Here is a 21,962-nt window from a genome sequence, read left to right on the forward strand (position 1 = left end):
GTACCGCAGCCATCGGAGGGAGTGACGATCGCCCCCAAGATCACCGTCGACGAGGCTCGCGTGCGCCCGGAGCCGCCGATGAAGCCCGAACCGCCGTATGTGGTCGAGTTGTACCAATCCGGTTGTGGCGCAGCCGTTCCCATCGTCGTCTCGTACTTCTTGGCCCACAAGGCCGCAGCACCCGCGGCGACCGCGAACGGGACATAGGCCGAATAGAGGTCCTTGCGCGCCCCGAAGTCGAACCGCGCTTCGGCCGAGTCGGTGGTCAACATCCGGTGGAAACCCCCTGCGCGCGACCAGAGTTCGCGGCCGGCCTCGGTACGCCTGGTGCCCACGCCGGCGGCCCAGGAGCCGATCGACAACAAGAAGAACGCCGCGAACGGCAGCGCCCACATCGTCGTCGGGAAGAGCCAGCGGAAGACGGCGCACAGCATCAGTACGAACGCGATCGCGTTCGCGGTGCGGAGCCAGAGTTCCTTGCGCCGTTTGACCAGAAGCTTGTTGTCGAAGGCCCAGTTCTGGACGGCTTTGGCCAGATCGGTCTTGGCTTTGTTGAGCTTCTGCCCCGACTTGACGGTCTTCTTCGCTTCGAACTCGCCGCCCGGATGCAATACCTTCAGCACCGACCCGACCGTCACACTGACCGGATCCACGTCGACCCAGGCGCTGTGCTCGGCGATGCCGCGGATCCGCCAATGCTGCTCACTGACCTGGCGCAGTTCGATCAGCCCCCGCTCGGCGAGGTAGAACAGCGTCGCGGTCAAGGCTTGTTTGGGCACCGCCTCGGTCCGGATGTACTCCGTCTGCACCGGACCGAGCCCCTCCGGCGGCGCGTACTGCAGCGGGAAGCCCGGCGACGGTTCGACCGTGCTGCGGTACCAGAGCAGACCGGCCAAGCCGGCCGCCACGGTCAGCGCCGCGACCCACAGCACTCCGGCCAGCGACTGTCCCAGTACCCGGTCCCACTCATGGGTCCACGGCAACTCGGTGCGCGGCGGGGTCGGGACGTCCACACTCGCGCGCACCGTCACCGGTGTGCGCGGCGGAAGGTTTCGCGCGGAGAACGTCACCCGGTTTCCGGCCGTCGTCAGGTCCAGGCAGGGTCCGCCGACGCCGTACCCGACCGAACATTGCACGCGGGGAACGTCTCCGGGAAGCCGGATCGAGATGTCGGCGCGCTGGATCCGGTTGTTCCAGGCCGGCGCGATCACGTTCCAGAAGAACACCGATTCGGTTGCGGCGGGTTCACCCGACGATGTGGCGAATCTGCGGTCGGCACCGGTGGTTCCGGGATCGAGGACGCCGTCGATGGAGTAGCGGATCTCATAGACGTGCTCGCCGTAGCTCAGGTAGCTGTCGGGATCGCCGATCTTGGCCACCCGGAACCGTTCCCCGTCTTCCCACAGCATCTCGTAGGGTGCTGGGTCGCCGTCGAGAAGGATCGACTCGATCTGCGGCACTTGACGTACGTGAGGACTGTTGGGGTTGGTCACGTCCCAGTACCGGAAGATGCCATGCCTGCTGGTGGGAAAATCGGCCGTGATGGTCTCCACGGCCTCGAGTCGCCCGTCCTCGTCGACGACGAGGTTCACGTCGTAGTCGGTGATGACGACGGGGTCGTCGGCGGGCGCGGCCTCTGAACCACCACCGCTGAACACCACGGGCCAGAGCACCGCAAATGCCAGCACCAGCAACGTGATCGACCACGCGAACAGCCGGCGCATGCGGACCTCCTGTTGCCTGCGACGCCAGGTTTCCGGTTCACCCTATGTGCAAAGGGTCGATTTGGACGCGAACCGGCTGTTGGTCGTGACGAGCGCTGAGCACGGCGGTGGCCCGGCGCAGGGCCGAGGAAAGGGCCAGTCCGGTGTTGCGGGGAACCCGCAGCAGCATCCGGATCACGGTCGTGTCGGGGCCCAGTCCTGGCGGGCGGCGCGCGCCGACCGGCAGATCGACCGGGCCGAGTTGTTCGGTGCCCTCGGGCGTATCGGCGGTGTCGAGCAAGGCGTGCACCGCCTCGGGCGGCCCGTCGACCGCGGCCATGTGCACAGCGGGCGGCAGGCCGACTTCGGCGCGTGCGTTCAGCTCCGCGTCGGCGTGGCCGACGGGGTCCCAACGGATCAGCGCCTGCACGGTGGGAATCGCGGACTCGGCCACCACGGCGATCACGCCGCCATCGCCGCGGTTGCGGACCAGCGCGCCCGCGGCCATCCACCGACGCAAGGTGTCCTCGGCCGCCCGCAGGTCCTGGCGGCCGAGCAGCGCCCAGCTGTCGAGCAGCAGCGCGGCGCCGTAGCCGCCCGCGGCCTTTGGTTCGGCGCCGGGGGTGGCGACGACGACGGCGGGCCGCTGCGGGACCTCTGCCACCATCGCGTCGCCGCCGGAGGTGATGACCGTCGCGCCCGGGAACGCCCTGCCGAGCTCCTCAGCGGTGCGCCGGGCCCCGACGACGACCGCGCGCACCGCATCCGAACCGCACCGCACGCAGCGCAACGACGGGTGGGCGCGTCCGCACCACCGGCACACCGCGCCGACGGCATCGCGGTCGGGCAGCGACAAGGGCCCGGTGCAGTTTCGGCACCGGGCGATGCTGCGGCAGCGCGCGCACGCGAGCGCAGGTACGTATCCACGGCGAGGCACCTGCACCAGCACAGGCGCGCCGGACTCCAGCGCCTTACGCGCGGCCTGAAGCGCCATCGACGGAAGCCGGGCCGACCGGGCCGCCGGGTCGCGTTCCTGTTCGAATCCGCTGTCGTCGAGGGCGATGACGCGCGGTGAGGCCGCCCGCACCACCGGCCGCAGCGCAACCAGGTCGTGCGCCCACCCGCTGCGCACCAGCGCCTGAGCCTCCGCGGTTCGGGCGAACCCGCCGATCAGTGCGGCGCAGCGCAGCTGATGTGCCCGCAACATCGCCACCTCCCGCGCATGCGGATACGGCGCACGGGGTTCGGCGAGCGTGTCGTCGCCGTCGTCCCACACCATCACTAGACCGAGGTCGGCGACGGGCGCGAACACCGCGCTGCGGGTACCGATGACGAGCCGAGCGCTGCCGCGGAGCACCGACAACCATCGCCGATAACGTTGCGCGGGACCGAGTCCCGCCGACAACGCCACCACCAGGGCCTCGTCGAGGAGGCCGAGCGCGGCGGCGTGCACCGCGTCGATGTCGCGCTGATCCGGCACGATCACCAGCACTCCGCGGCCCGCGTTCACCATCGCCGCCGCGGCCTCGGCCAGCCGATCGGGCCAGGCTTCCCCGGGCAACGCCTGCCATACCGCGCGGGCGGCCCGTCCGCCCGCCACCGCCGCGAGGAACTGCTCGCCTCTGCCGTAGGCGTTCCAGGGATCGCTTGGGACGGGTCGCGGGTCGAGCGGCGCGGTCTGCGGTGGCTCCTGTTTCTCGACCCGGGCGTGCCGCGGCGGGATGGCCAGCCGCAGAACGTCGGCGCGGGTGCCGGCGTAGCGGGCCGCCACGGCGTCGGCGAGTCGGCGGATCTCGGGCGTCAGCACCGGCTCGGGCGAGACCACCCGATCGAGCCAGCCGAGCTTGCCGACATGGTCGGTGTCGGACCGCCTCTCGAGGATGAACGCGTCGACCAGGCGGCCGTGGAAACGCACCCGGACGCGGACGCCGGGTTGCGCGTCATCGGACTGCTCGGCCGCGACCAGGTAGTCGAACTCGCGGTCGAGGTGCGGGACGGTCAGCATCGGCAGCACCCGCGCGACCGGCTCATGCTCGGCAGGCTGTCTCGTGGCGCCCGGGCGGGCCGGGCTGTCAGACCCCGTCACGCAGGATTGATAGCAGACGGCACCGACGTCCGGCCGAAGAAGAACCCGGCTGTGATGAGCACCAGCGAGGCCGCATACACCCACCAGATCGGCACCGCCAGAGCCTCCGAACCCAACACGAACTTGCCGATCCCGATCATCGCGTCCGACACGGCGAAACACACCGCGCCCAGTGCGGTCCACGGCGTGGGCAGCCGCGCCATCAGCGCGGCGCACACCATCGCCCCGAGCACCGCGATGTACAGCGTCACCGGAACGGCCATGCCCTCGGCGATCAGCCGCGGCCAGAACCACACCAGCAGGGCCAGGCAGGCCGCGACCGTGATCGCGGCGGCGGTCAGCCTGGGACCGGAGCGGGTGACCAACGGCCACAGTGCGCCCAGGAAGCACAGATGGGCGACCAGGAACGCGGACAACCCGAGCACGAACGAGGGCTCCCACCAGGGCAGCGCCAACAGGAAATCGCCCGCCGCCGAGAACAACAGCGCGGCCACCAACCAGCGTCGTTCCCGGGCGATCGGATGTGTCATCGCGGCCCCGGCGAGTAGCACCGCCGCGGCGGCCTTGACCGCGGGCTGCAGCGCGAACTGACCGGTGAGCTCGGCACCGGCGGGCAGCCGCAGCGCGGTCGCGATCAGGAACACCCCGTAGCAGGCGGCGACGACGGAGGCGGCCACCCACAGAAGTCGGGTTCGCCGGTGAACGTACGGTGTCCCCATGTCAGTCCCCGAGGTAGGGCCGGCCAGCCCGGAACCCATAGACGCCATTCTGCTGAAGGTACTGCAGGCAGTTCCGTTCCAGTTGACAACCGACGGCGGCGCGCAGGCCGCGCGTGAACGGTTCAACGCGCTGCCGCGGGTCGAGATCCTGCCCGAGGTGCGCGCCCAGGACCGCACGGTCGACGGGCCCGGCGGCCCGATCCCGGTCCGGGTGTACCGGCCGCCGACCGAAACCGATGCGCCGCTCCCCGTGGTGGTGTTCTTCCACGGCGGCGGCTGGTCGGTCGGCGACCTCGACAGCTACGACGGCACGGCGCGTCGACACGCGGCCGAGGCCGAGGCCGTGGTGATCTCCGTCGACTACCGGTTGGCACCCGAGCACCCCTATCCCGCCGCGGTCGACGATGTGTGGGCGGTGACGCAGTGGGCCGCCGCGAGCGCGGACGAACTGGAGGTCGACGCGTCCCGGCTCGCGGTCGCCGGCGATTCGGCGGGCGGCAATCTGGCCGCGGTGGTGGCGCAGTTGGCGCGTGATTCCGGCGGGCCGCAGATTTGCTTCCAGCTGCTGTGGTATCCGGCGACGACGTGGGACACCTCGTTGCCGTCGTTCGCCGAGAACGCCGACGCGCCGATCCTGAATCTCGATGCGGTGGGGGGCTTTTCGCGGTGGTACGTCGGCGACATGGATCTGTCCGACATGCCTGCGACGCTGGCGCCCGCGCGCGCGAAGGATCTGACCGGTCTGCCGCCGGCGTATATCGCCGTCGCGGGGCATGACCCGTTGCGCGACGACGGCGGCCGATATGCGGAGTTGCTCGCCGCCGCGGGTGTTCGCGTCGAACTGCACAACGCCGAATCCCTCGTGCACGGCTACCTCGGTTACGCCGGGGTGGTGCCCGCCGCGACCGAGGCCACCGAACGGGGATTGAACGCATTGCGCACCGCGTTACACCCCGTGTGAACACATCGAGATCCGTCGACATCGTGCACGCGTTCTGGGACGAGGTCTGGAATGCCCACGACCCGGCGGCGGTAGATCGTTTCGTGGTCGACGACTTCGTCATCGTCACCGGCGGCGAGACGGTCCGCGGCCGCGAGAACTTCAAGGCCTGGATCACCGGTTTTCTCAGCAGCGTCGACGATTTGCACCTCGACGTCGTCGAGTCGTTCGCCAACGCCGACGGCAGCCGAGTCGCATCGCGGTGGTTGCTGACCGGCAAGAACAACGGCTATCTAGGGACCGCGCCCGACGGTAGCGACATCGCGATGACCGGCACCGCGGTGTGGGCGGTCGGCGCGGACGGCAAACTGCTCACCAACTGGGTCGAACGCAGCGCTTGGGAGTTGTCGCAACGGCTGAACGACGGGGTACCGTGAGCGAGATGTGAGCGACACGGGAGGCCCGATGACAGTGCCCGATCACGACACCATCATCGTCGGTGCTGGATTCTCCGGTATCGGCGCCGGGATCAGCCTCGACAAAGCCGGTCTCGGCGACTATCTGATCGTCGAAGCCGGCGAGGGCCCCGGCGGGACGTGGTACTGGAACACCTATCCCGGTATCGCCGTTGATATTCCGTCGTTCTCCTACCAGTTCTCCTTCGAGCAGAGTCCGGAGTGGACCCGCACCTACGCACCGGGGCACGAACTGCGCGCGTACGCCGAGCATTGCGTCGACAAGTACGGCCTGCGGCCCAAGATCCGGTTCAACACCAAGGTGCTCGGCGCGGTCTTCGACGACGACGAGAACCTGTGGCGAATCGAACTCGACTCCGGCGACGTCGTCACGGCGCGGTTCCTGATCAATGCGTGCGGGGTGCTCATCACACCGAAACTGCCCGATATCGACGGGGTCGACTCGTTCGCCGGCGTGACCATGCACACCGCGCGTTGGGACCACTCGCAGGACCTCGCGGGCAAGCGCGTCGCGGTCATCGGCACCGGCGCCTCAGCGGTACAGGTGATCCCCGAGATCGCGCCGATCGTTAAGCAGCTCACCGTCTTTCAGCGCACACCGATCTGGTGTTTCCCGAAGTTCGACGTGCCGCTGTCGTCGACGGCGCGGCGGATGATGCGGCTGCCCGGCGGCCATGTGGTGCAGCGTCTGCTGAGCCAGGCGTATGTCGAGCTCACCTTCACGCTGCCCGCGCAGTACTTCACCATCAACCCGATGGCGAAGAACATGTCGAAGGTCGGCGAGGCGTATCTGCGCAAAGAGGTCCACGACTCGGAGGTCCGCGACAAGCTCACGCCGCGCTACGCCGTCGGGTGTAAACGGCCCGGCTTCCACAACACGTATCTGTCGACGTACAACCGGGACAACGTCGAGTTGGTGACCGAGCCGATCGACAAGATCACCGGTTCGGGTGTGGCGACCTCCGACGGGACGATCCGCGATGTGGACGTGCTGATCCTCGCCACCGGTTTCAGGGTGATGGACGCCGACGACATGCCGACCTATCCGGTCACCGGTTCACGCGGTCGGTCGTGGAGCCGGCACTGGCAGGAGAACCGGCTGCAGGCCTACGAGGGTGTGAGTGTGCCGGGTTTCCCGAACTTCTTCACCGTGTTCGGGCCGTACGGCTACGTCGGATCGTCGTACTTCGCGCTCATCGAGACGCAGACGCATCACATCGTCCGCTGCCTCAAGCACGCCCGGCGGAAGGGGGCCCGCCGCGTGGAGGTGACGCAGGAAGCCAACGACCGCTACTTCGACGAGATGATGCGCAAGCGCCATCGCCAGATCTTCTGGCAGGAGAGCTGCCAGCGGGCCAACAGCTACTACTTCGACAAGAACGGCGACGCTCCGCTGCGCCCGACCACGACGCTGGAGGCGTACTGGCGCAGCCGCCGCTTCCCGCTACGCGATTACGCGTTCAGCCCCTGAGTGGGATGGGCGCCGAGACTACGGTTTCTGACGGAATTTGCCCGAAATCGATCAAAAAGCGCAGTCTCGACGGCACGTGTCTGACTCCTCAACGCGGCTCGTACCTCGCCGCTTGATCGTCGTCAGACGGAAGCCTTGAGCTCGTCGACCTTGTTCAGCTGCTCCCAGGGCAGCTCGACGTCGGTGCGGCCGAAGTGGCCGTACGCGGCGGTCTGCGCATAGATCGGGCGCAGCAGGTCGAGGTCGCGCACGATCGCGCCGGGGCGCAGGTCGAACACCGAGGTGATCGCCTTCTCGATGCGGCCCGGATCGACCGACTCGCTGCCGAACGTCTCGACGAACAGACCGACCGGCGCGGCCTTGCCGATCGCGTAGGCCACCTGGACCTCGACGCGCTCGGCCAGACCCGCTGCGACGACGTTCTTGGCCACCCAGCGCATCGCGTAGGCCGCCGAGCGGTCCACCTTGGACGGATCCTTGCCCGAGAACGCACCGCCGCCGTGACGGGCCCAGCCGCCGTAGGTGTCGACGATGATCTTGCGGCCCGTCAGCCCCGCGTCACCCATGGGGCCGCCGAGCACGAACTTGCCCGTCGGGTTCACCAGCAGGCGGAAGTCGGAGGTGTCCATCGAGTCGTGGTTCAGGTCGGCCAGCACCGTGTTGACGACCTTCTCGCGGATGTCCGGCGTCAGCGTCCCCTCGAGGTCGATACCCGCCGCGTGCTGCGTCGACAGCACGACCGTGTCGAGGCGCACCGGGGTGGTGCCGTCGTACTGCACCGTGACCTGGGTCTTGCCGTCGGGGCGCAGGTAGTCGAGCACACCGCTCTTGCGGACCTCGGTCAGCCGACGTGACAGCCGGTGCGCGAGCGCGATCGGCAGCGGCATCAGCTCGGGCGTGTCCTTGATCGCATAGCCGAACATCAGGCCCTGGTCGCCCGCGCCCTGCAGGTCCAGCGGGTCGCCGGCGCCCTCGACGCGGGTCTCGTGCGCGGTGTCGACGCCCTGGGCAATGTCCGGCGACTGCCGGCCGATGCCGATGTTGACGCCGCAGGTCTCACCGTCGAAGCCCTTCTCCGACGAGTCGTAGCCGATCTCGAGGATGCGTTCGCGCACCGTGGTGGCGATGTCGGCGAAAGCCTCCTTGGCCGCCGTCGTCACCTCACCGACGACATGCACCTGCCCCGTGGTGACCAGGGTCTCGACGGCGACCCGCGACTTGGGATCACCCGCGAGCAAAGCGTCGAGCACCGAGTCGCTGATCGCGTCGCAGATCTTGTCGGGATGGCCCTCGGTTACCGACTCACTGGTGAACAGCCGAGCTTGACTCACGGTGTGGATCCTTCCGCTCTCATGTCGCGATAGTTAGTACATCAAGTTATAGGTGTGCCCTGTTGCACCCAAGCCTGTGCTTGCCTTGCGCGCAAGCATTTCACGCAGCCGGATGCGTGATCCGCGCTACCCGCTGCCGCTGTGCAGGAAGGCCACGATCGCGTCCACGATACGGCTGGCCATCAGCGTTTTCGAACCGTGTTCCAGTGCGGACTCCGTGCCGTCGGCCGCCAGCAGCCACCCGTCGTTGTTGTCCACTTCGAACGCCCGATTCTCACCCACCGCATTGACCACGAGCAAATCGCATCCCTTGCGCTGCAGCTTCGCGCGAGCGTGGTGGAGCACATCGCCGTTGGCGTCGCCGGTCTCTGCAGCGAACCCCACGATGGCCCGCATATTGGGCAGCTGTCCGTCGGCACGAGCCCGCACGGCGCCCGCCAGCACGTCTTCGGTGCGGGTCAGTTCGATGACCGGCGCGGCGGCATCCGGATCGGCGGACTTCTTGATCTTGGTGGCCTGCATCTGCGTGGGCCGGAAGTCGGCGACCGCGGCCGCCATCACCAGTACGTGCGCGTCCGGCGCGTGCTTGGACACGGCGTCCTTGAGCTGGGCGGCCGAGCCGATGTGCACGACGTCGACGCCGGCCGGGTCGATCAACCCGGCGGTGTTGCCGGCGATCAGCGTGACGTCGGCGCCGCGCTGGGCCATCACTCGGGCCATCGCATAGCCCTGCTTGCCCGAGCTGCGGTTGCCGATGAACCGCACGGGATCGATCGGCTCGCGCGTCCCGCCCGCGGAGACCAACACCTTGACGCCGGCCAGGTCGTAGGGCAGCGCGTCCGGCCGCGTCAGCAGGAGCTGGGCCAGCGTGCTGATCTCCTCGGCCTCGGGCAAGCGGCCCGCGCCGCTGTCGGCTCCGGTCAACCGGCCCGACGCGGGTTCGAGGACGATGGCACCGCGCCGACGCAACGTGGCGACGTTCTCCACCGTGGCCGGGTGGAACCACATCTCGGTGTGCATGGCCGGGGCGAACAGCACCGGACATCGCGCGGTCAACAGCGTCGCGGTCAGCAGGTCGTCCGCGCGGCCCGCGACGGCACGCGCCAGGAGATCGGCGGTGGCGGGCGCGACGACGACCAGGTCGGCCTCCTGGCCGAAGCGGACGTGCGGTACCTCGTGGACATCGTCCCAGACGCCGGTGTGTACGGAATGACCCGAGAGCGCCTCGAAGGTGGCGGCACCGACGAACCGGAGAGCGGACTCGGTGGGGACGACGCGCACGTTGTGTCCGGCCTCGGTGAGCTGTCTGACCACCGTGGCCGCCTTGTAGGCGGCGATACCACCGGCGACGCCGACGATGATCCGCTTGGACTCCATGGCGGCCGCTCCCCTATGCCTCGCGGTGTTGCTACTCGCCTTCGGTGTGCTCGAGCAGATCCGCGTGGATCTCGCGCAGCGCGATCGACAGCGGCTTCTCCTGCAGGCCGGGCTCGACCAGCGGGCCGACGTACTCGAGGATGCCGTCGCCGAGCTGGTTGTAGTAGTCGTTGATCTGGCGGGCGCGCTTGGCGGCATAGATCACCAGCGCATACTTGCTCGACGCGCGATCCAGCAGCTCGTCGATGGGCGGGTTGGTGATGCCCAACGGCGTGTCGTAGGCACTGGCGGCGGACGCGTCGAAATCGTCCACAGCGGCCAGCTGCGTGTCGGCGTGCGGGGTGCTCACGAAAAATTCTCCTGGCGGTTTTAGCTGAATGCGAGATAGCTGTCGGGCCTGCGGCGCCGTCTCCGGCGCGTACTTATCGGTGGCCCACCAGCAAGGATACCAATTCGGCGCAGGCAGACTCCAATTGACTGTTCACGACCACGGTGTCGAAGTCATCCTGCGCGGCGAGTTCGGCCCGGGCGGTGGCCAGCCGGCGCTCGATCGCCTCGGGTGTCTCGGTGCCGCGTCCGGTGAGCCGGTTCTTCAGCTCCTCCCAGCTCGGCGGGGCCAGGAAGACGGTGAGGGCCTCGGGCATCGCCGTCTTGACGGCCCGCGCGCCCGCGAGATCCACCTCGATCAGTACGGGCCTGTCCGCGGCGATCGCCTCGCGGACAGGCCGGGCCGGTGTACCGGAGCGGTGCAGCCCGCCGTGGATCTCCGCCCATTCGAGCAGGGCGCCGTCGGCGATCAGGTCATCGAATTGGTCAGGCGATACGAAGGAGTAATCAACGCCGTCGACTTCCCCCGGGCGCGGGGCTCTGGTGGTGACGGACACGCTGAAGTGCAGGTCGGGAACGCGTTCGCGCAGACAGCGAACGACGGTCGACTTCCCGACGGCAGAGGGGCCGGACAGCACGACTACCCGGCCGGCCCCTCGGCCGGCGCTCAACTTATGCGCCTAGGACTGGTCGAACTTTTCCAGCAGCGCCTTGCGCTGACGATCGCCGAGGCCACGCAAGCGGCGGGTCGGGGCGATCTCGAGTTCGGTCATGATCTCCTGCGCCTTGACCTTGCCGACCTTGGGCAACGCCTCCAGCAGCGCCGAAACCTTCATCTTGCCCAAGACCTCGTCGGTCTCGGCGTCCTTGAGCACCTGCTTGAGGTTGGTGCCGCCGCGCTTGAGCCGATCCTTCAATTCGGCTCGGGCTCGACGTGCGGCGGCAGCCTTCTCCAACGCGGCCGCGCGCTGTTCGTCGGTCAACTGGGGAAGGGCCACGGGTTCCTCCGTCTCATCACCATCAATTTCCATGCCTCGGCTGATCGGGAAAACCCGCAAACAGCCAGCGACGACGACCGTACCCACGCAGGCTGACGAAAGCGAACCCCACCCCCTGGTTACGGCGTCAAAAGCCCAGCGTGTCGGGCGGTCGCCCCGAGCCCGCGCCTACGGCGTTTCGCGACCAGGAGCGGCGAAATCTCGCATTCCGCCGCCGGAACCGCCTGCATATCAAGGCAATTCGCATCGCGCGGAGCGCTGATCGAGCGCTCAGCGCGTGACCTGCGCCACACTTGCGCGAGTCGGCGGCGCGAAAAAAGAAAATTTTCGCTGGTCATCAGCTTTCGGGCGTGTCGCGACCAGCCAGTTTGTGACTTCTGTGACAGCTGAGACTGACGTTGCCCGTGTTACACCGTCTGCGGGTGCGTCAGGCCAGATAGGCGACCGCATCGCGCATTTTGCCCGCCGCTGAGCGCACCGCGCCCACGTCGGGACCCGCGCGCAGCACCTCGCGGGACACCGCGGGCAGTAACTGGCCCGACTGGGCCCCTCCGAGGCCGCTCAACGCCTCTGGACGCCCACCCTGGGCGCCGACACCCGGGACCAGGACCGGTCCGGCGAGCGCGCTGACGTCGGGCGGTTCGGCCAGCGTGGCCCCGACCACGACACCCACCGGGCCGGGTCGCGCGGACACGGTGCGGTTGACCGCCGCGGCGGCGTCGACGATCGACTGCGCGACGGTGCGGCCCCCGGCATCGGCGCGCTGCACGGATGCGCCTTCGGGATTCGAGGTGGCCGCGAGGACGAACACTCCGCGGTCGTTGGCCATCGCCGTCTCGATCAGCGGTTGCAGCGAGCCGAAGCCCAGGTAAGGCGATGCGGTCACCGCGTCGGCGGCCAGCGGCGAATCACCCACCCAAGCCGCGGCGTATGCGGCCATCGTGGAGCCGATGTCGCCGCGTTTGGCGTCGGCGAGTACCAGCACTCCCGCCTCGCGCAGCGCGGCGATGGTGTGCTCCAGCACTGTGAACCCGGCGGCGCCGTACGCCTCGAAGAACGCGACCTGTGGTTTGACGACGGCGAAATCGGCGAACGCGGTCACGCACACGTCGCAGAACCGGCGCAACCCATCGGCGTCGGCGCCCAGTCCCCATGCGCGCATCAACTCCGGGTGCGGATCGATGCCCAGACACAGCGGTCCACGCCGGGCCACCGCATCGGCCAACCGCAGGCCGAAACTAGTCACGGCCCCAGCACGCTGTGCAGTTCCTGCAGCGACATCACGCCGATGTCGCCGCGGATCCCGGCCTCGATGCCCTGAACCGCCGCCGAGGCGCCCTGCACCGTCGTCACACACGGAATGCTGTTCGCCACTGCCGCCGAGCGGATCTCGTAACCGTCGACGCGAGGACCCGAGTTGCCGTACGGGGTGTTGATCACCATGTCCACCTCACCCGCCTTGATCAGGTCGACGGCGGAGGAGGCCGGTCTGTCCGCGCTGGGTTCCTGGAAGTGCTTGCGTACCTCTTCACACGGGATCCCGTTGCGCCGCAACATCTCCGCGGTGCCCTCGGTGGCCAGGACCCGGAACCCGAGATCGGCGAGCCGTTTGACGGGGAACACCAGCGAACGCTTGTCGCGGTTGGCCACCGACACGAACACTGTGCCTTCGAGCGGCAGGGACCCGTAGGCGGCGGTCTGACTCTTGGCGAAAGCGCTTCCGAAGTCGTGGTCGATACCCATCACCTCGCCCGTCGACTTCATCTCCGGGCCGAGCAGCGAGTCTATCTGCGTGCCATCGTGTTTGCGGAAGCGGTTGAACGGCAGGACGGCTTCCTTGACCGCGACGGGAGCGTTGCGGGCGGTGCCCGCGCCGTCCCCCGTGCGCGCCAGCACGCCTTCCTCGCGCAGCTCGGCGATCGTCGCGCCGAGCATGATCCGCGCACACGCCTTGGCCAGCGGCACCGCGGTGGCCTTGGAGACGAACGGCACGGTGCGGCTGGCGCGGGGGTTGGCCTCCAGCACGTAGAGCACGTCGTCCTTGAGCGCGTACTGCACGTTGAGCAGGCCCACCACGCCGATACCGTGGGCTATCGCTTCGGTGGCACGTCGCACGGCCTCGATGTCGCTGCGACCCAACGTCACCGGCGGCAGGGCACACGCGGAGTCGCCGGAGTGGATCCCGGCTTCCTCGATGTGTTCCATGATGCCGCCGATGTAGACCTCGGACCCGTCGCACAGCGCGTCGACGTCGATCTCGATGGCGTCCTCGAGAAAGCGGTCCACCAGCACGGGATGCTCGGGCGAGAGTTCGGTGGCCCGAGTGATGTAGCCCTGCAGCGTCTCATCGTCGTAGACGATCTCCATACCGCGACCGCCCAGCACGTAGGACGGCCGCACCAGCACGGGATATCCGATCTCGGCGGCGATGCGCCGCGCCTGCTCGAAGCTGGTGGCCAGGCCGAACCGCGGTGCGGGAAGGCCCGCGTTGGTCAACACTTCGCCGAACGCGCCGCGATCCTCGGCCAGATCGATTGCCTTGGGGCTGGTCCCGACGATCGGCACGCCGGCGTTCTGCAGGCGTTCGGCCAGTCCGAGCGGCGTCTGGCCGCCGAGCTGAACGATGACGCCGACCACACCGGGACCGCCTGCGCCGGAGACGGATTCGGCGTAGTACACCTCGAGCACGTCCTCGAAGGTGAGTGGCTCGAAGTAGAGCCGGTCGGCGGTGTCGTAGTCGGTGGACACCGTCTCGGGGTTGCAGTTGACCATGACCGTCTCGAAGCCGGCCTGACTCAACGTCGTCGCGGCGTGCACACAGCTGTAGTCGAACTCGATGCCCTGCCCGATGCGGTTGGGGCCCGAGCCGAGAATCAGCACCTTGGGCCGTTCCGTCTGCGGCGCCACCTCGGTCTCGGCGGCGGGGTCGAGCTCGTAGCTGCTGTAGTGATACGGGGTCTTGGCCTCGAATTCGGCGGCACACGTGTCGACGGTCTTGAACACCGGGTGGATGCCCAGCCGCTGGCGCAGCGCCCGCACGCCGACCTCACCGGCGAGTTCGGGTCGCAGCGCGGCGATCTGGCGGTCCGACAACCCGTGGTACTTGGCGCGCCGCAGCAGGTCGGCGTCGAGCACCGGCGCGTCCACGATTTCGGCGCGCAGCGCGACCAGCCCGGCGATCTGCTCGACGAACCAGGGGTCGACCCCGGAGGCCTTCGACACCTGTTCAACGGTCGCGCCCTTGCGCAGCACCAGCTCCAGGTCGTACAGGCGTCCGTCCGAGGGAGTGCCCAGCCGCGCCAACAACTCGTCGACGGTGACGGTGTCTTCCTCGGGGTCGGGCTTGGTCCAGAAGCCGGCGCGCCCGGCCTCCAGCGAGCGCATCACCTTGCCGAGCGCCTCGATGAAGTTGCGCCCCAACGACATCGCCTCGCCGACCGATTTCATCGTGGTGGTCAGCGTGCCGTCGGCCCCGGGGAACTTCTCGAACGCGAACCGCGGTGCCTTGACGACGACGTAGTCGAGCGTCGGCTCGAAACAGGCCGGGGTCTCCTTGGTGATGTCGTTGACGATCTCGTCGAGCGTGTAGCCGATGGCCAGCTTCGCCGCGATCTTGGCGATCGGGAACCCGGTCGCCTTGGACGCCAACGCGCTCGACCGCGACACCCGCGGATTCATCTCGATCACGATCAGGCGCCCGTCGGCCGGGTTGACGGCGAACTGGATGTTGCAGCCGCCGGTGTCGACGCCGACCTCGCGCAGGATCGCGATGCCCAGATCGCGCATCGTCTGATATTCGCGGTCGGTGAGCGTCATGGCCGGCGCAACGGTGACCGAGTCGCCGGTGTGCACACCCATCGGGTCGAAGTTCTCGATCGAGCACACCACGACCACGTTGTCGCGGCCGTCGCGCATCAACTCGAGTTCGTATTCCTTCCAGCCGAAGATCGACTCCTCGATCAGCACGTTGGCGCTCGGCGAGGCCGCGAGCCCGTCGCCGGCCATCCGCTCGACGTCCTCGGCGGAGTACGCCATGCCCGAGCCCAGCCCGCCCATCGTGAAGGAGGGACGCACCACCACCGGCAAGCCGAGGTCCTCGACCGTCTCGCGCACCTCGTCCATCGTGAAACACACTCGGGAGCGGGCGGATTCGCCGCCGACCTTGGCGACGATGTCCTTGAACCGCTGCCGGTCCTCGCCGCGCTGGATGGCCTCGAAGTCCGCGCCGATCAGCTCCACCCCGTGCCTGGCCAGCGCACCGGACTCCGACAGTGCGACGGCGGTGTTCAGCGCCGTCTGGCCTCCCAGCGTGGCCAGCAGACCGTCGATCTTGTTGCCGCGCTCGGCCTGCTGCACGATCACCCGCTCGACGAACTCCGGCGTGATCGGCTCCACATAGGTGTGGTCGGCGTATTCGGGGTCGGTCATGATCGTCGCCGGGTTCGAGTTGATCAGGCTGACCTGCAACCCCTCGGCGCGCAGCACCCGGCACGCCTGGGTGCCGGAGTAGTCGAACTCGGCGGCCTGACCGATCACGATCGGCCCGGAGCCGATCACCAGGACGTGGTTGAGGTCGCTGCGCTTAGGCATTTACCGCGCCCCCCTTGTGCCGCCAAAGACCGTGTCTGCACACGACACTCCGCGTCCATCCGTACAACAGCGGTCGCTCACCGCGGACGACGTCACTTGTTTTCCCCTGCCATCAGGTCGACGAACTGGTCGAACAGATAGTTCGCATCGTGCGGTCCCGCCGCGGCCTCCGGGTGGTACTGCACCGAAAAGGCCAGCCCACTGACGAGTTTGATGCCCTCGACGACGCCGTCGTTGGCACACGTGTGGCTCACGATCGCCTCGCCGAACGGGGTGTCGAAGCGCTCCCCCGCCTCGCCCTCGAGGGCGAAACCGTGGTTCTGCGCGGTGATCGCGACCGCCCCGGTCTGATGGTCGATCACCGGCACGTTGATCCCGCGGTGGCCGAACACCATCTTGTACGTCGAGCGTCCCAGCGCACGGCCCAGGATCTGGTTGCCGAAGCAGATGCCGAACAGCGGAATACCCGCGCCGAGCACCTCCTTGGTGACGGCCACGATGTGGTCGGCGGTGGCGGGGTCGCCGGGGCCGTTGGACAAGAACACGCCATCGGGTTTCAGGTCGGCGATCTGCTCATAGGTCGCCGACGCGGGCAGCACGTGGCTGCGGATACCGCGCCTCGCGAAATTGCGCGGGGTGTTGGTCTTGATGCCAAGGTCGATGGCGGCGACCGTGAACCGTTGTGGCCCTTCGGGTTCCACCACATAGCTGGCGTCGGTGCTGACCTCTCCGGCCAAGTTGGCGCCGAGCATGCCGGGCTGACTGCGCACCCGCTCGAGCAGTTCGTCGGGGTCGGCCAGCGCCGACCCGGAGAACAACCCGGCCCTCATCGACCCCCGACTGCGCAGGTGGCGCACCACCGCGCGGGTGTCGATACCCGCGATGCCGACGATGCCCTGACGTTCGAGTTCTTCGTCGAGCGTGCCGGTGGCCCGCCAGTTCGAGGCCCGCGGCGAGGGGTCGCGCACGGCGTAACCGGCCACCCAGATCTTGTCGCCGCGACTCTCGGCGTCCTCGTGGTTCCATCCGGTGTTGCCGATCTGCGGTGCCGTCGCGACCACGATCTGCCCGTGGTAGCTGGGATCGGTGAGCGTCTCCTGATAGCCCGACATACCGGTGGAGAACACCGCCTCACCGAGCGCCTGCCCGACCGCGCCGAACGTCGTGCCCGTGAAGACGCGGCCGTCCTCGAGCACAAGAACAGCCTTGCCTGTTGCCCTCACGCCGCCTCCTGTTCCACCCAGTGCGAGTACTCGCGGCGGTCGTTGGCGCGGAACCCGGTGTCGATCTCGGTGCCCGACGGTAACCGCCACCGGATCGCGAGAATGCCTTCGTGCGTCATCGCCTTGCCCGCGATCCCCTTCTCGGTGCGGATCTCGGTGATCGCCTCGTCGGGGATCCAGATGGGCAGGGCGCCGCTGCGCTGCAACATGATTCCTTCGGGGTAACGGGTCAGCACGGCCTTGGCGCGGAAGCCCAGGTCGCCGACCACGATTCGGTCGTTCCAATGTGGGGCCAGCGTGCTGCCGACGTACAGGCCCTTGGTGGCGGGCACGATCGCGGGCCCGACGGTGTCGGGAAGCGCAGGCAGCGTGCCGATCAGTTCAGCCTGACGCTCTGCGCGACGACGCCATCCGCGGATCATCGCCTGGATCAGCACCGCGATGAGCACGGCCACGACGGCGGCCATGACCAGCGATCCCACGAGCGTACCGGTGTTCATGCGCGATCCGCCCGCGCTACTCGCTCGAAGTTCACGCCGGGCACTTCCCGTCCCGCGCAGTCACCTTGCCGCGCAACAACGTCAGCGTGACCGCCGCGGGCAGTTCGAGCGCCTCGTACGGCGTGTTGGCCGAGCGGCTGGCCAGAGCGGAACCTTCGACGGTCCACGTGGCGTCGGGGTCCACCACGGTCAGGTTGGCCGGCTCGCCGATCTCCAGTGGCCTGCCCTGATCGGGCAGCCCGACGATTCGGGCGGGCCGCTCGCTCATCACCCGCGCGACGTCCCGCCAGGTCAGCAGCCCCGGGCGCACCATCGTCTCCACCACCACCGACAGCGCGGTCTGCAATCCGAGCATGCCGGGACGGGCGACGGAGAACTCGCAGCACTTCTCGTGCTCAGCGTGCGGGGCGTGATCGGTGGCCACACAGTCGATGATCCCGTCCGCCAGCGCCTGGCGCAGCGCCCGCGCGTCCGAGGCCTCACGCAGTGGCGGGTTGACGCGGTAACGCCCGTCGTAGGTGGCCAGCCGTTCGTCATCGAGCAGCAGGTGGTGGGGGGTCACCTCCGCCGTGATCGAGATCCCCTGTGATTTCGCCCATCGCACGATCTCGACGGTGCCGGTGGTGGAGGCGTGGCAGATGTGCACCCGCGCGCCGGCGTCGCGCGCCAGCAGCGCGTCGCGCGCGACGATCGACTCCTCGGCCGCGCGCGGCCACCCGGCCAGCCCCAGCCGGGCGGCGTTGGGGCCCTCGTGGGCGACGGCGCCGACTGTGAGTCGCGGCTCCTCGGCGTGCTGGGCGATCAGCACGCCGAGGCCGGTGGCGTATTCGAGCGCGCGGCGCATGATCAGCGGGTCGTGCACGCAGATGCCGTCGTCGGAGAACATCCGCACCTGTGCCGCACCGCCGGCCATCATGCCCATCTCGGTGAGCTGGGCGCCGGCCAGCCCGACGGTCACCGCGCCCACGGGATGCACGTCGACCAGACCCACCTGCTGACCTCGCTGCCAGACATGGTCGGTCACCACCGGGCTGTCGGCCACCGGGTTGGTGTTGGCCATTGCGAACACCGCGGTGTACCCACCGAGAGCCGCTGCGGCCGAACCGGTTTCGATGTCCTCGGCGTACTCGCGGCCGGGCTCACGAAGGTGGGTGTGCAGGTCGACAAAGCCGGGCAGCAGCACCTGGCCGGTGGCGTCGATGACGTCGGCATCGTCGGGAATCTGAAGTTCCGCACCGATGTCGGCGATCTGTCCTTCGGACACCAGCACGTCGACGGGATCGCCCTCGCCGTAGAGCCGGACCCCTCGTATCAGCGTGCTCATACGCTGATGGCCTCCTTCTCGGCGCCCACCAGGAGGTGGAACAGCACCGCCATCCGGATGTGCACACCGTTCGAAACCTGTTGCAGCACAGCTGATTGCGGCGAGTCGGCGACGGAGAACGCGATCTCCATACCCCGGACCATCGGGCCCGGGTGCAACACCACCGCGTTGCCCGAAAGCAACGCCTGGCGCTTCTCGGACAAGCCGTAGAGCACCGAATACTCCCGCGCCGACGGGAAAAATCCGCCGTTCATGCGCTCGGCCTGCACCCGCAGCATCAGTACGGCGTCGGCCAGCGGCAGTTCGGCGTCGAGGTCGTGCGACACCGTGACCGGCCAGTCGGCGACCCCGACCGGCAGCAGCGTCGGCGGTGCGACCAGCACCACCTCCGCGCCGAGGGTGTGCAGCAGAAGCACATTCGAGCGGGCGACCCGGCTGTGCAGCACATCGCCGACGATCACCACCCGCTTGCCCTCGATGTCGCCGAGGCGTTGACGCATGGTCAACGCGTCGAGCAGCGCCTGGGTGGGGTGCTCGTGGGTACCGTCGCCGGCGTTGATCACCGCGGGACCGTGCCCGTCCGGGGTGGCCGTCCACTCGGCGAGTTGCTGCGGTGCTCCCGAGGCGGGGTGACGCAGGATCAGCGCATCGGCTCCCGCGGCGCGCAGCGTCAAGGCCGTGTCGCGCAGCGACTCACCCTTGGACACCGACGATCCCGAAGCGCTGACGTTGATCACGTCGGCGCTCATCCACTTGCCCGCGACCTCAAAGGAGACCCGGGTGCGGGTCGAGTTCTCGTAGAACATCGTGATGATCGTGCGGCCACGCAAGGTGGGCAGCTTCTTGACCTCGCGACCGAGCAGGGCCTGGCTGAAATGGTCGGCATTGTCGAGGATCGCCAGCGCATCGTCGCGCGACAGATCCGCCGCCGAGAGAAGATGCTTCACCTGATCGGACCTCCGTACGGCGCGATGGACACACGGTCATGGCCATCGTCTTCGACCAACCGGACCTTGACGTTCTCGGTTCGGGCGGTGGGCACGTTCTTGCCCACGTAGTCGGCGCGCAGCGGCAGCTCCCGGTGACCGCGGTCGACCAGCACCGCCAGTTGCACCGCCTTCGGTCTGCCGATGTCGCGCAGAGCATCCAGTGCCGCGCGCACCGAGCGGCCGGTGTAGAGCACATCGTCGACGAGGATGACCAGGGCCTGGTCGACCCCGCCCTCGGGGATCGAGGTCTCCTCGAGAGCACGGGGCGGCTTGAAGTCGAGGTCGTCGCGGTACAGCGTGTTGTCCAGCGCGCCGTGAGGAACGACGACGCCGGAGAACTCCTTGATCTTCTCGGCGAGCCGGGTGGCCAACGTCACGCCCCGGGTGGGGATGCCGAGCAGGACGACGCGCGGGGCCTTGGCATCGCCGGGGGCACCGTCGAGTGCGGTCTTCTCGATGATCTGGTGGGCGATGCGGGAGATGGTGCGGCCGACGTCCGCTGCGGACATCAGCTCCCGGTCGGTGCCCGACGAGCCTTCATGCGCGCCCAAGCGACTCTGACCTCCTTCTCCGCCTCTCTGGACGGCTCCTTAAAGGACGTCGAAACTGCGGGGAAGCTTAGCACCCGGACAGCCGTGGTCCGGTCGCGCCACGAAGGGGCCTGCCCGCACCGGCGCGTCAGTAGGCTTGCCGCGATGAAACTCGACGGCAACCACGCGTCCATCCGCGAGGCGATCGACGCCGGGCTCCTCGCCGGGGCGGTGACCCTGGTGTGGCACGCCGGTGAAGTACTCCAGGTCAACGAGTTGGGGCACCGCGACGTCGACGCCGGACTACCGATGCAGCGGGACACGATCTTCCGCATCGCCTCGATGACCAAACCGGTGACGGTCGCGGCCGCGATGAGTCTTGTCGAGGAAGGCCGCTTCGCGCTCACCGACCCGATCGCCACGTGGGTGCCCGAACTCGCCGACATGCACGTTCTTGTCGACCCGCAGGGTGACCTCGAGAAGACGACGCCCGCCCGGCGCCTCATCACGTTCGACGACCTGATGACGCACCGCAGCGGCCTGGCCTATGCGTTCTCGGTGTTGGGTCCGTTGAGCCGCGCGTACGGCCGGATGTCGTTCCGCCAGGATCAGGACCGCTGGCTGGCCGAGCTGGCCGCCCTACCGCTGGTGCACCAGCCCGGCGACCGGCTCACCTACAGCCACGCCACCGACGTGCTGGGCATCGCGATGTCGCGGATCGAGGGCAAACCGCTTTCCGACATCCTGCGCGAACGGATCTTCGAGCCGCTGCAGATGCCCGACACCGGGTTCTCGGTGGGCACGTCGCGACGACACCGCGCCGCGACGATGTACAAGCTCGACAAGGACAACACCCTGCAGCACGACGTGATGGGGCCCGCGCCGATCACCGATCCACCGTTCTGCACCGGCGGTGCCGGCCTGTGGTCGACCGTCGACGACTACCTGCGCTTCGCGCAGATGCTGCTGGCCGGTGGCACGCTGGACGGCGTCCGGGTGCTGTCCGAGGCATCCGTGCGACTGATGCGCACTGACCGGCTGACCGATGAGCAGAAGCGCCAGAACTTCCTCGGCGCGCCGTTCTGGGTCGGTCGCGGATTCGGGTTGAACCTGTCGGTGGTGACCAATCCCGCCAAATCCCGTCCGCTGTTCGGACCCGGCGGGCTGGGCACGTTCAGCTGGCCCGGCGCCTACGGCACCTGGTGGCAGGCCGACCCGTCGGCGGACCTGATCCTGATCTACCTGATCCAGAACCTGCCCGACATCAACGTCGACATGGCCGCGATCGCGGGCAACACCTCGATAGCCAAACTGCAGAGCGCCCAGCCGAAATTCGTCCGCCGGACCTACCAGGCGCTCGACATCTGACCGTTTAGTC

At 68.4% G+C, this 21,962-nt stretch carries 19 protein-coding genes; 4 read left to right on the forward strand and 15 right to left on the reverse strand.

Going from position 1 to position 21,962, the window contains the following annotated elements; genetic code table 11:
* From AU072_RS21800 to AU072_RS21810, 3 genes are all read right to left on the reverse strand, one after another.
* A partial coding sequence (locus AU072_RS21800) for a DUF2207 domain-containing protein (RefSeq protein ID WP_133147310.1) occupies positions 1 to 1,724 on the reverse strand: 1,724 nt, incomplete at its 3' end.
* Between the two features lie 37 nt (positions 1,725 to 1,761).
* Positions 1,762 to 3,708 (reverse strand): primosomal protein N', encoded by a 1,947-nt coding sequence (locus AU072_RS21805; protein WP_174523688.1) that lies wholly within the window; start codon positions 3,706 to 3,708, stop codon positions 1,762 to 1,764.
* Between the two features lie 77 nt (positions 3,709 to 3,785).
* On the reverse strand, positions 3,786 to 4,508 hold the full coding sequence (locus AU072_RS21810; RefSeq protein WP_064415709.1) for a lysoplasmalogenase: 723 nt from the start codon (positions 4,506 to 4,508) through the stop codon (positions 3,786 to 3,788).
* Here AU072_RS21810 and AU072_RS21815 point away from each other — a divergent pair.
* The 3 genes from AU072_RS21815 to AU072_RS21825 are packed head-to-tail and all read left to right on the forward strand — an operon-like array spanning position 4,507 to position 7,395.
* Positions 4,507 to 5,469, forward strand: coding sequence for an alpha/beta hydrolase (locus tag AU072_RS21815; RefSeq protein WP_064415710.1), 963 nt, complete (start codon positions 4,507 to 4,509; stop codon positions 5,467 to 5,469). The two genes, AU072_RS21810 and AU072_RS21815, sit on opposite strands and share 2 nt — an antisense overlap.
* Positions 5,466 to 5,885 (forward strand): ester cyclase, encoded by a 420-nt coding sequence (locus AU072_RS21820; protein WP_064415711.1) that lies wholly within the window; start codon positions 5,466 to 5,468, stop codon positions 5,883 to 5,885. The genes AU072_RS21815 and AU072_RS21820 overlap by 4 nt, the downstream gene beginning before the upstream one ends.
* Before the next feature lie 28 nt (positions 5,886 to 5,913).
* Complete coding sequence (locus AU072_RS21825) at positions 5,914 to 7,395, forward strand: flavin-containing monooxygenase (RefSeq protein WP_064415712.1); 1,482 nt, start codon at positions 5,914 to 5,916, stop codon at positions 7,393 to 7,395.
* A gap of 122 nt (positions 7,396 to 7,517) precedes the next feature.
* Here AU072_RS21825 and metK read toward each other — a convergent pair whose 3' ends face one another.
* The 12 genes from metK to pyrR all read right to left on the reverse strand — a co-directional run bounded on the left by metK (position 7,518) and on the right by pyrR (position 20,605).
* Positions 7,518 to 8,726, reverse strand: a complete 1,209-nt coding sequence (metK, locus tag AU072_RS21830) for a methionine adenosyltransferase (protein ID WP_064415713.1) — start codon at positions 8,724 to 8,726, stop codon at positions 7,518 to 7,520.
* Positions 8,727 to 8,852: 126 nt separating this feature from the next.
* Positions 8,853 to 10,103 carry a bifunctional phosphopantothenoylcysteine decarboxylase/phosphopantothenate--cysteine ligase CoaBC gene (gene coaBC, locus AU072_RS21835; protein ID WP_064415714.1) on the reverse strand — a complete coding sequence of 417 codons (1,251 nt, stop codon included), beginning with the start codon at positions 10,101 to 10,103 and terminating at the stop codon, positions 8,853 to 8,855.
* Positions 10,104 to 10,134: 31 nt separating this feature from the next.
* Positions 10,135 to 10,452 (reverse strand): DNA-directed RNA polymerase subunit omega, encoded by a 318-nt coding sequence (rpoZ, locus tag AU072_RS21840; RefSeq protein WP_064350753.1) that lies wholly within the window; start codon positions 10,450 to 10,452, stop codon positions 10,135 to 10,137.
* 73 nt (positions 10,453 to 10,525) lie between these two features.
* Positions 10,526 to 11,101: a guanylate kinase gene (gmk, locus tag AU072_RS21845; protein ID WP_064415715.1), complete on the reverse strand. Its 576-nt coding sequence runs from the start codon at positions 11,099 to 11,101 to the stop codon at positions 10,526 to 10,528.
* Between the two features lie 9 nt (positions 11,102 to 11,110).
* Positions 11,111 to 11,428, reverse strand: a complete 318-nt coding sequence (gene mihF, locus AU072_RS21850) for an integration host factor, actinobacterial type (RefSeq protein ID WP_003889986.1) — start codon at positions 11,426 to 11,428, stop codon at positions 11,111 to 11,113.
* A 427-nt stretch (positions 11,429 to 11,855) separates the two neighbouring features.
* Positions 11,856 to 12,674, reverse strand: a complete 819-nt coding sequence (pyrF, locus tag AU072_RS21855) for an orotidine-5'-phosphate decarboxylase (protein ID WP_064415716.1) — start codon at positions 12,672 to 12,674, stop codon at positions 11,856 to 11,858.
* Entirely contained in the window at positions 12,671 to 16,018 is a 3,348-nt protein-coding gene (carB, locus tag AU072_RS21860; protein WP_064415717.1) for a carbamoyl-phosphate synthase large subunit, read from the reverse strand. Before carB ends, pyrF begins: the two co-directional genes overlap by 4 nt.
* A gap of 92 nt (positions 16,019 to 16,110) precedes the next feature.
* A complete protein-coding gene (gene carA, locus AU072_RS21865; RefSeq protein ID WP_064415718.1) occupies positions 16,111 to 17,241 on the reverse strand; it encodes a glutamine-hydrolyzing carbamoyl-phosphate synthase small subunit in 1,131 nt (376 codons plus the stop codon).
* Positions 17,238 to 17,741 carry a PH-like domain-containing protein gene (locus AU072_RS21870; protein ID WP_064415719.1) on the reverse strand — a complete coding sequence of 168 codons (504 nt, stop codon included), beginning with the start codon at positions 17,739 to 17,741 and terminating at the stop codon, positions 17,238 to 17,240. The genes carA and AU072_RS21870 overlap by 4 nt, the downstream gene beginning before the upstream one ends.
* A gap of 31 nt (positions 17,742 to 17,772) precedes the next feature.
* Positions 17,773 to 19,065, reverse strand: coding sequence for a dihydroorotase (locus AU072_RS21875; RefSeq protein WP_064415720.1), 1,293 nt, complete (start codon positions 19,063 to 19,065; stop codon positions 17,773 to 17,775).
* Positions 19,062 to 20,012 carry an aspartate carbamoyltransferase catalytic subunit gene (locus AU072_RS21880; RefSeq protein ID WP_064415721.1) on the reverse strand — a complete coding sequence of 317 codons (951 nt, stop codon included), beginning with the start codon at positions 20,010 to 20,012 and terminating at the stop codon, positions 19,062 to 19,064. The genes AU072_RS21875 and AU072_RS21880 overlap by 4 nt, the downstream gene beginning before the upstream one ends.
* The gene (pyrR, locus tag AU072_RS21885) at positions 20,009 to 20,605 is read right to left on the reverse strand and encodes a bifunctional pyr operon transcriptional regulator/uracil phosphoribosyltransferase PyrR (RefSeq protein ID WP_064415722.1); all 597 of its coding nucleotides are present in this window, start codon (positions 20,603 to 20,605) and stop codon (positions 20,009 to 20,011) included. Before pyrR ends, AU072_RS21880 begins: the two co-directional genes overlap by 4 nt.
* A gap of 144 nt (positions 20,606 to 20,749) precedes the next feature.
* Here pyrR and AU072_RS21890 point away from each other — a divergent pair, with 144 nt between their 5' ends.
* The gene (locus AU072_RS21890) at positions 20,750 to 21,952 is read left to right on the forward strand and encodes a serine hydrolase domain-containing protein (RefSeq protein WP_064415723.1); all 1,203 of its coding nucleotides are present in this window, start codon (positions 20,750 to 20,752) and stop codon (positions 21,950 to 21,952) included.
* The last annotated feature ends 10 nt before the right edge of the window (positions 21,953 to 21,962 follow it).

The sequence above is a fragment of the Mycolicibacterium novocastrense genome (assembly GCF_001499835.1).
Lineage (GTDB): Bacteria > Actinomycetota > Actinomycetes > Mycobacteriales > Mycobacteriaceae > Mycobacterium > Mycobacterium novocastrense.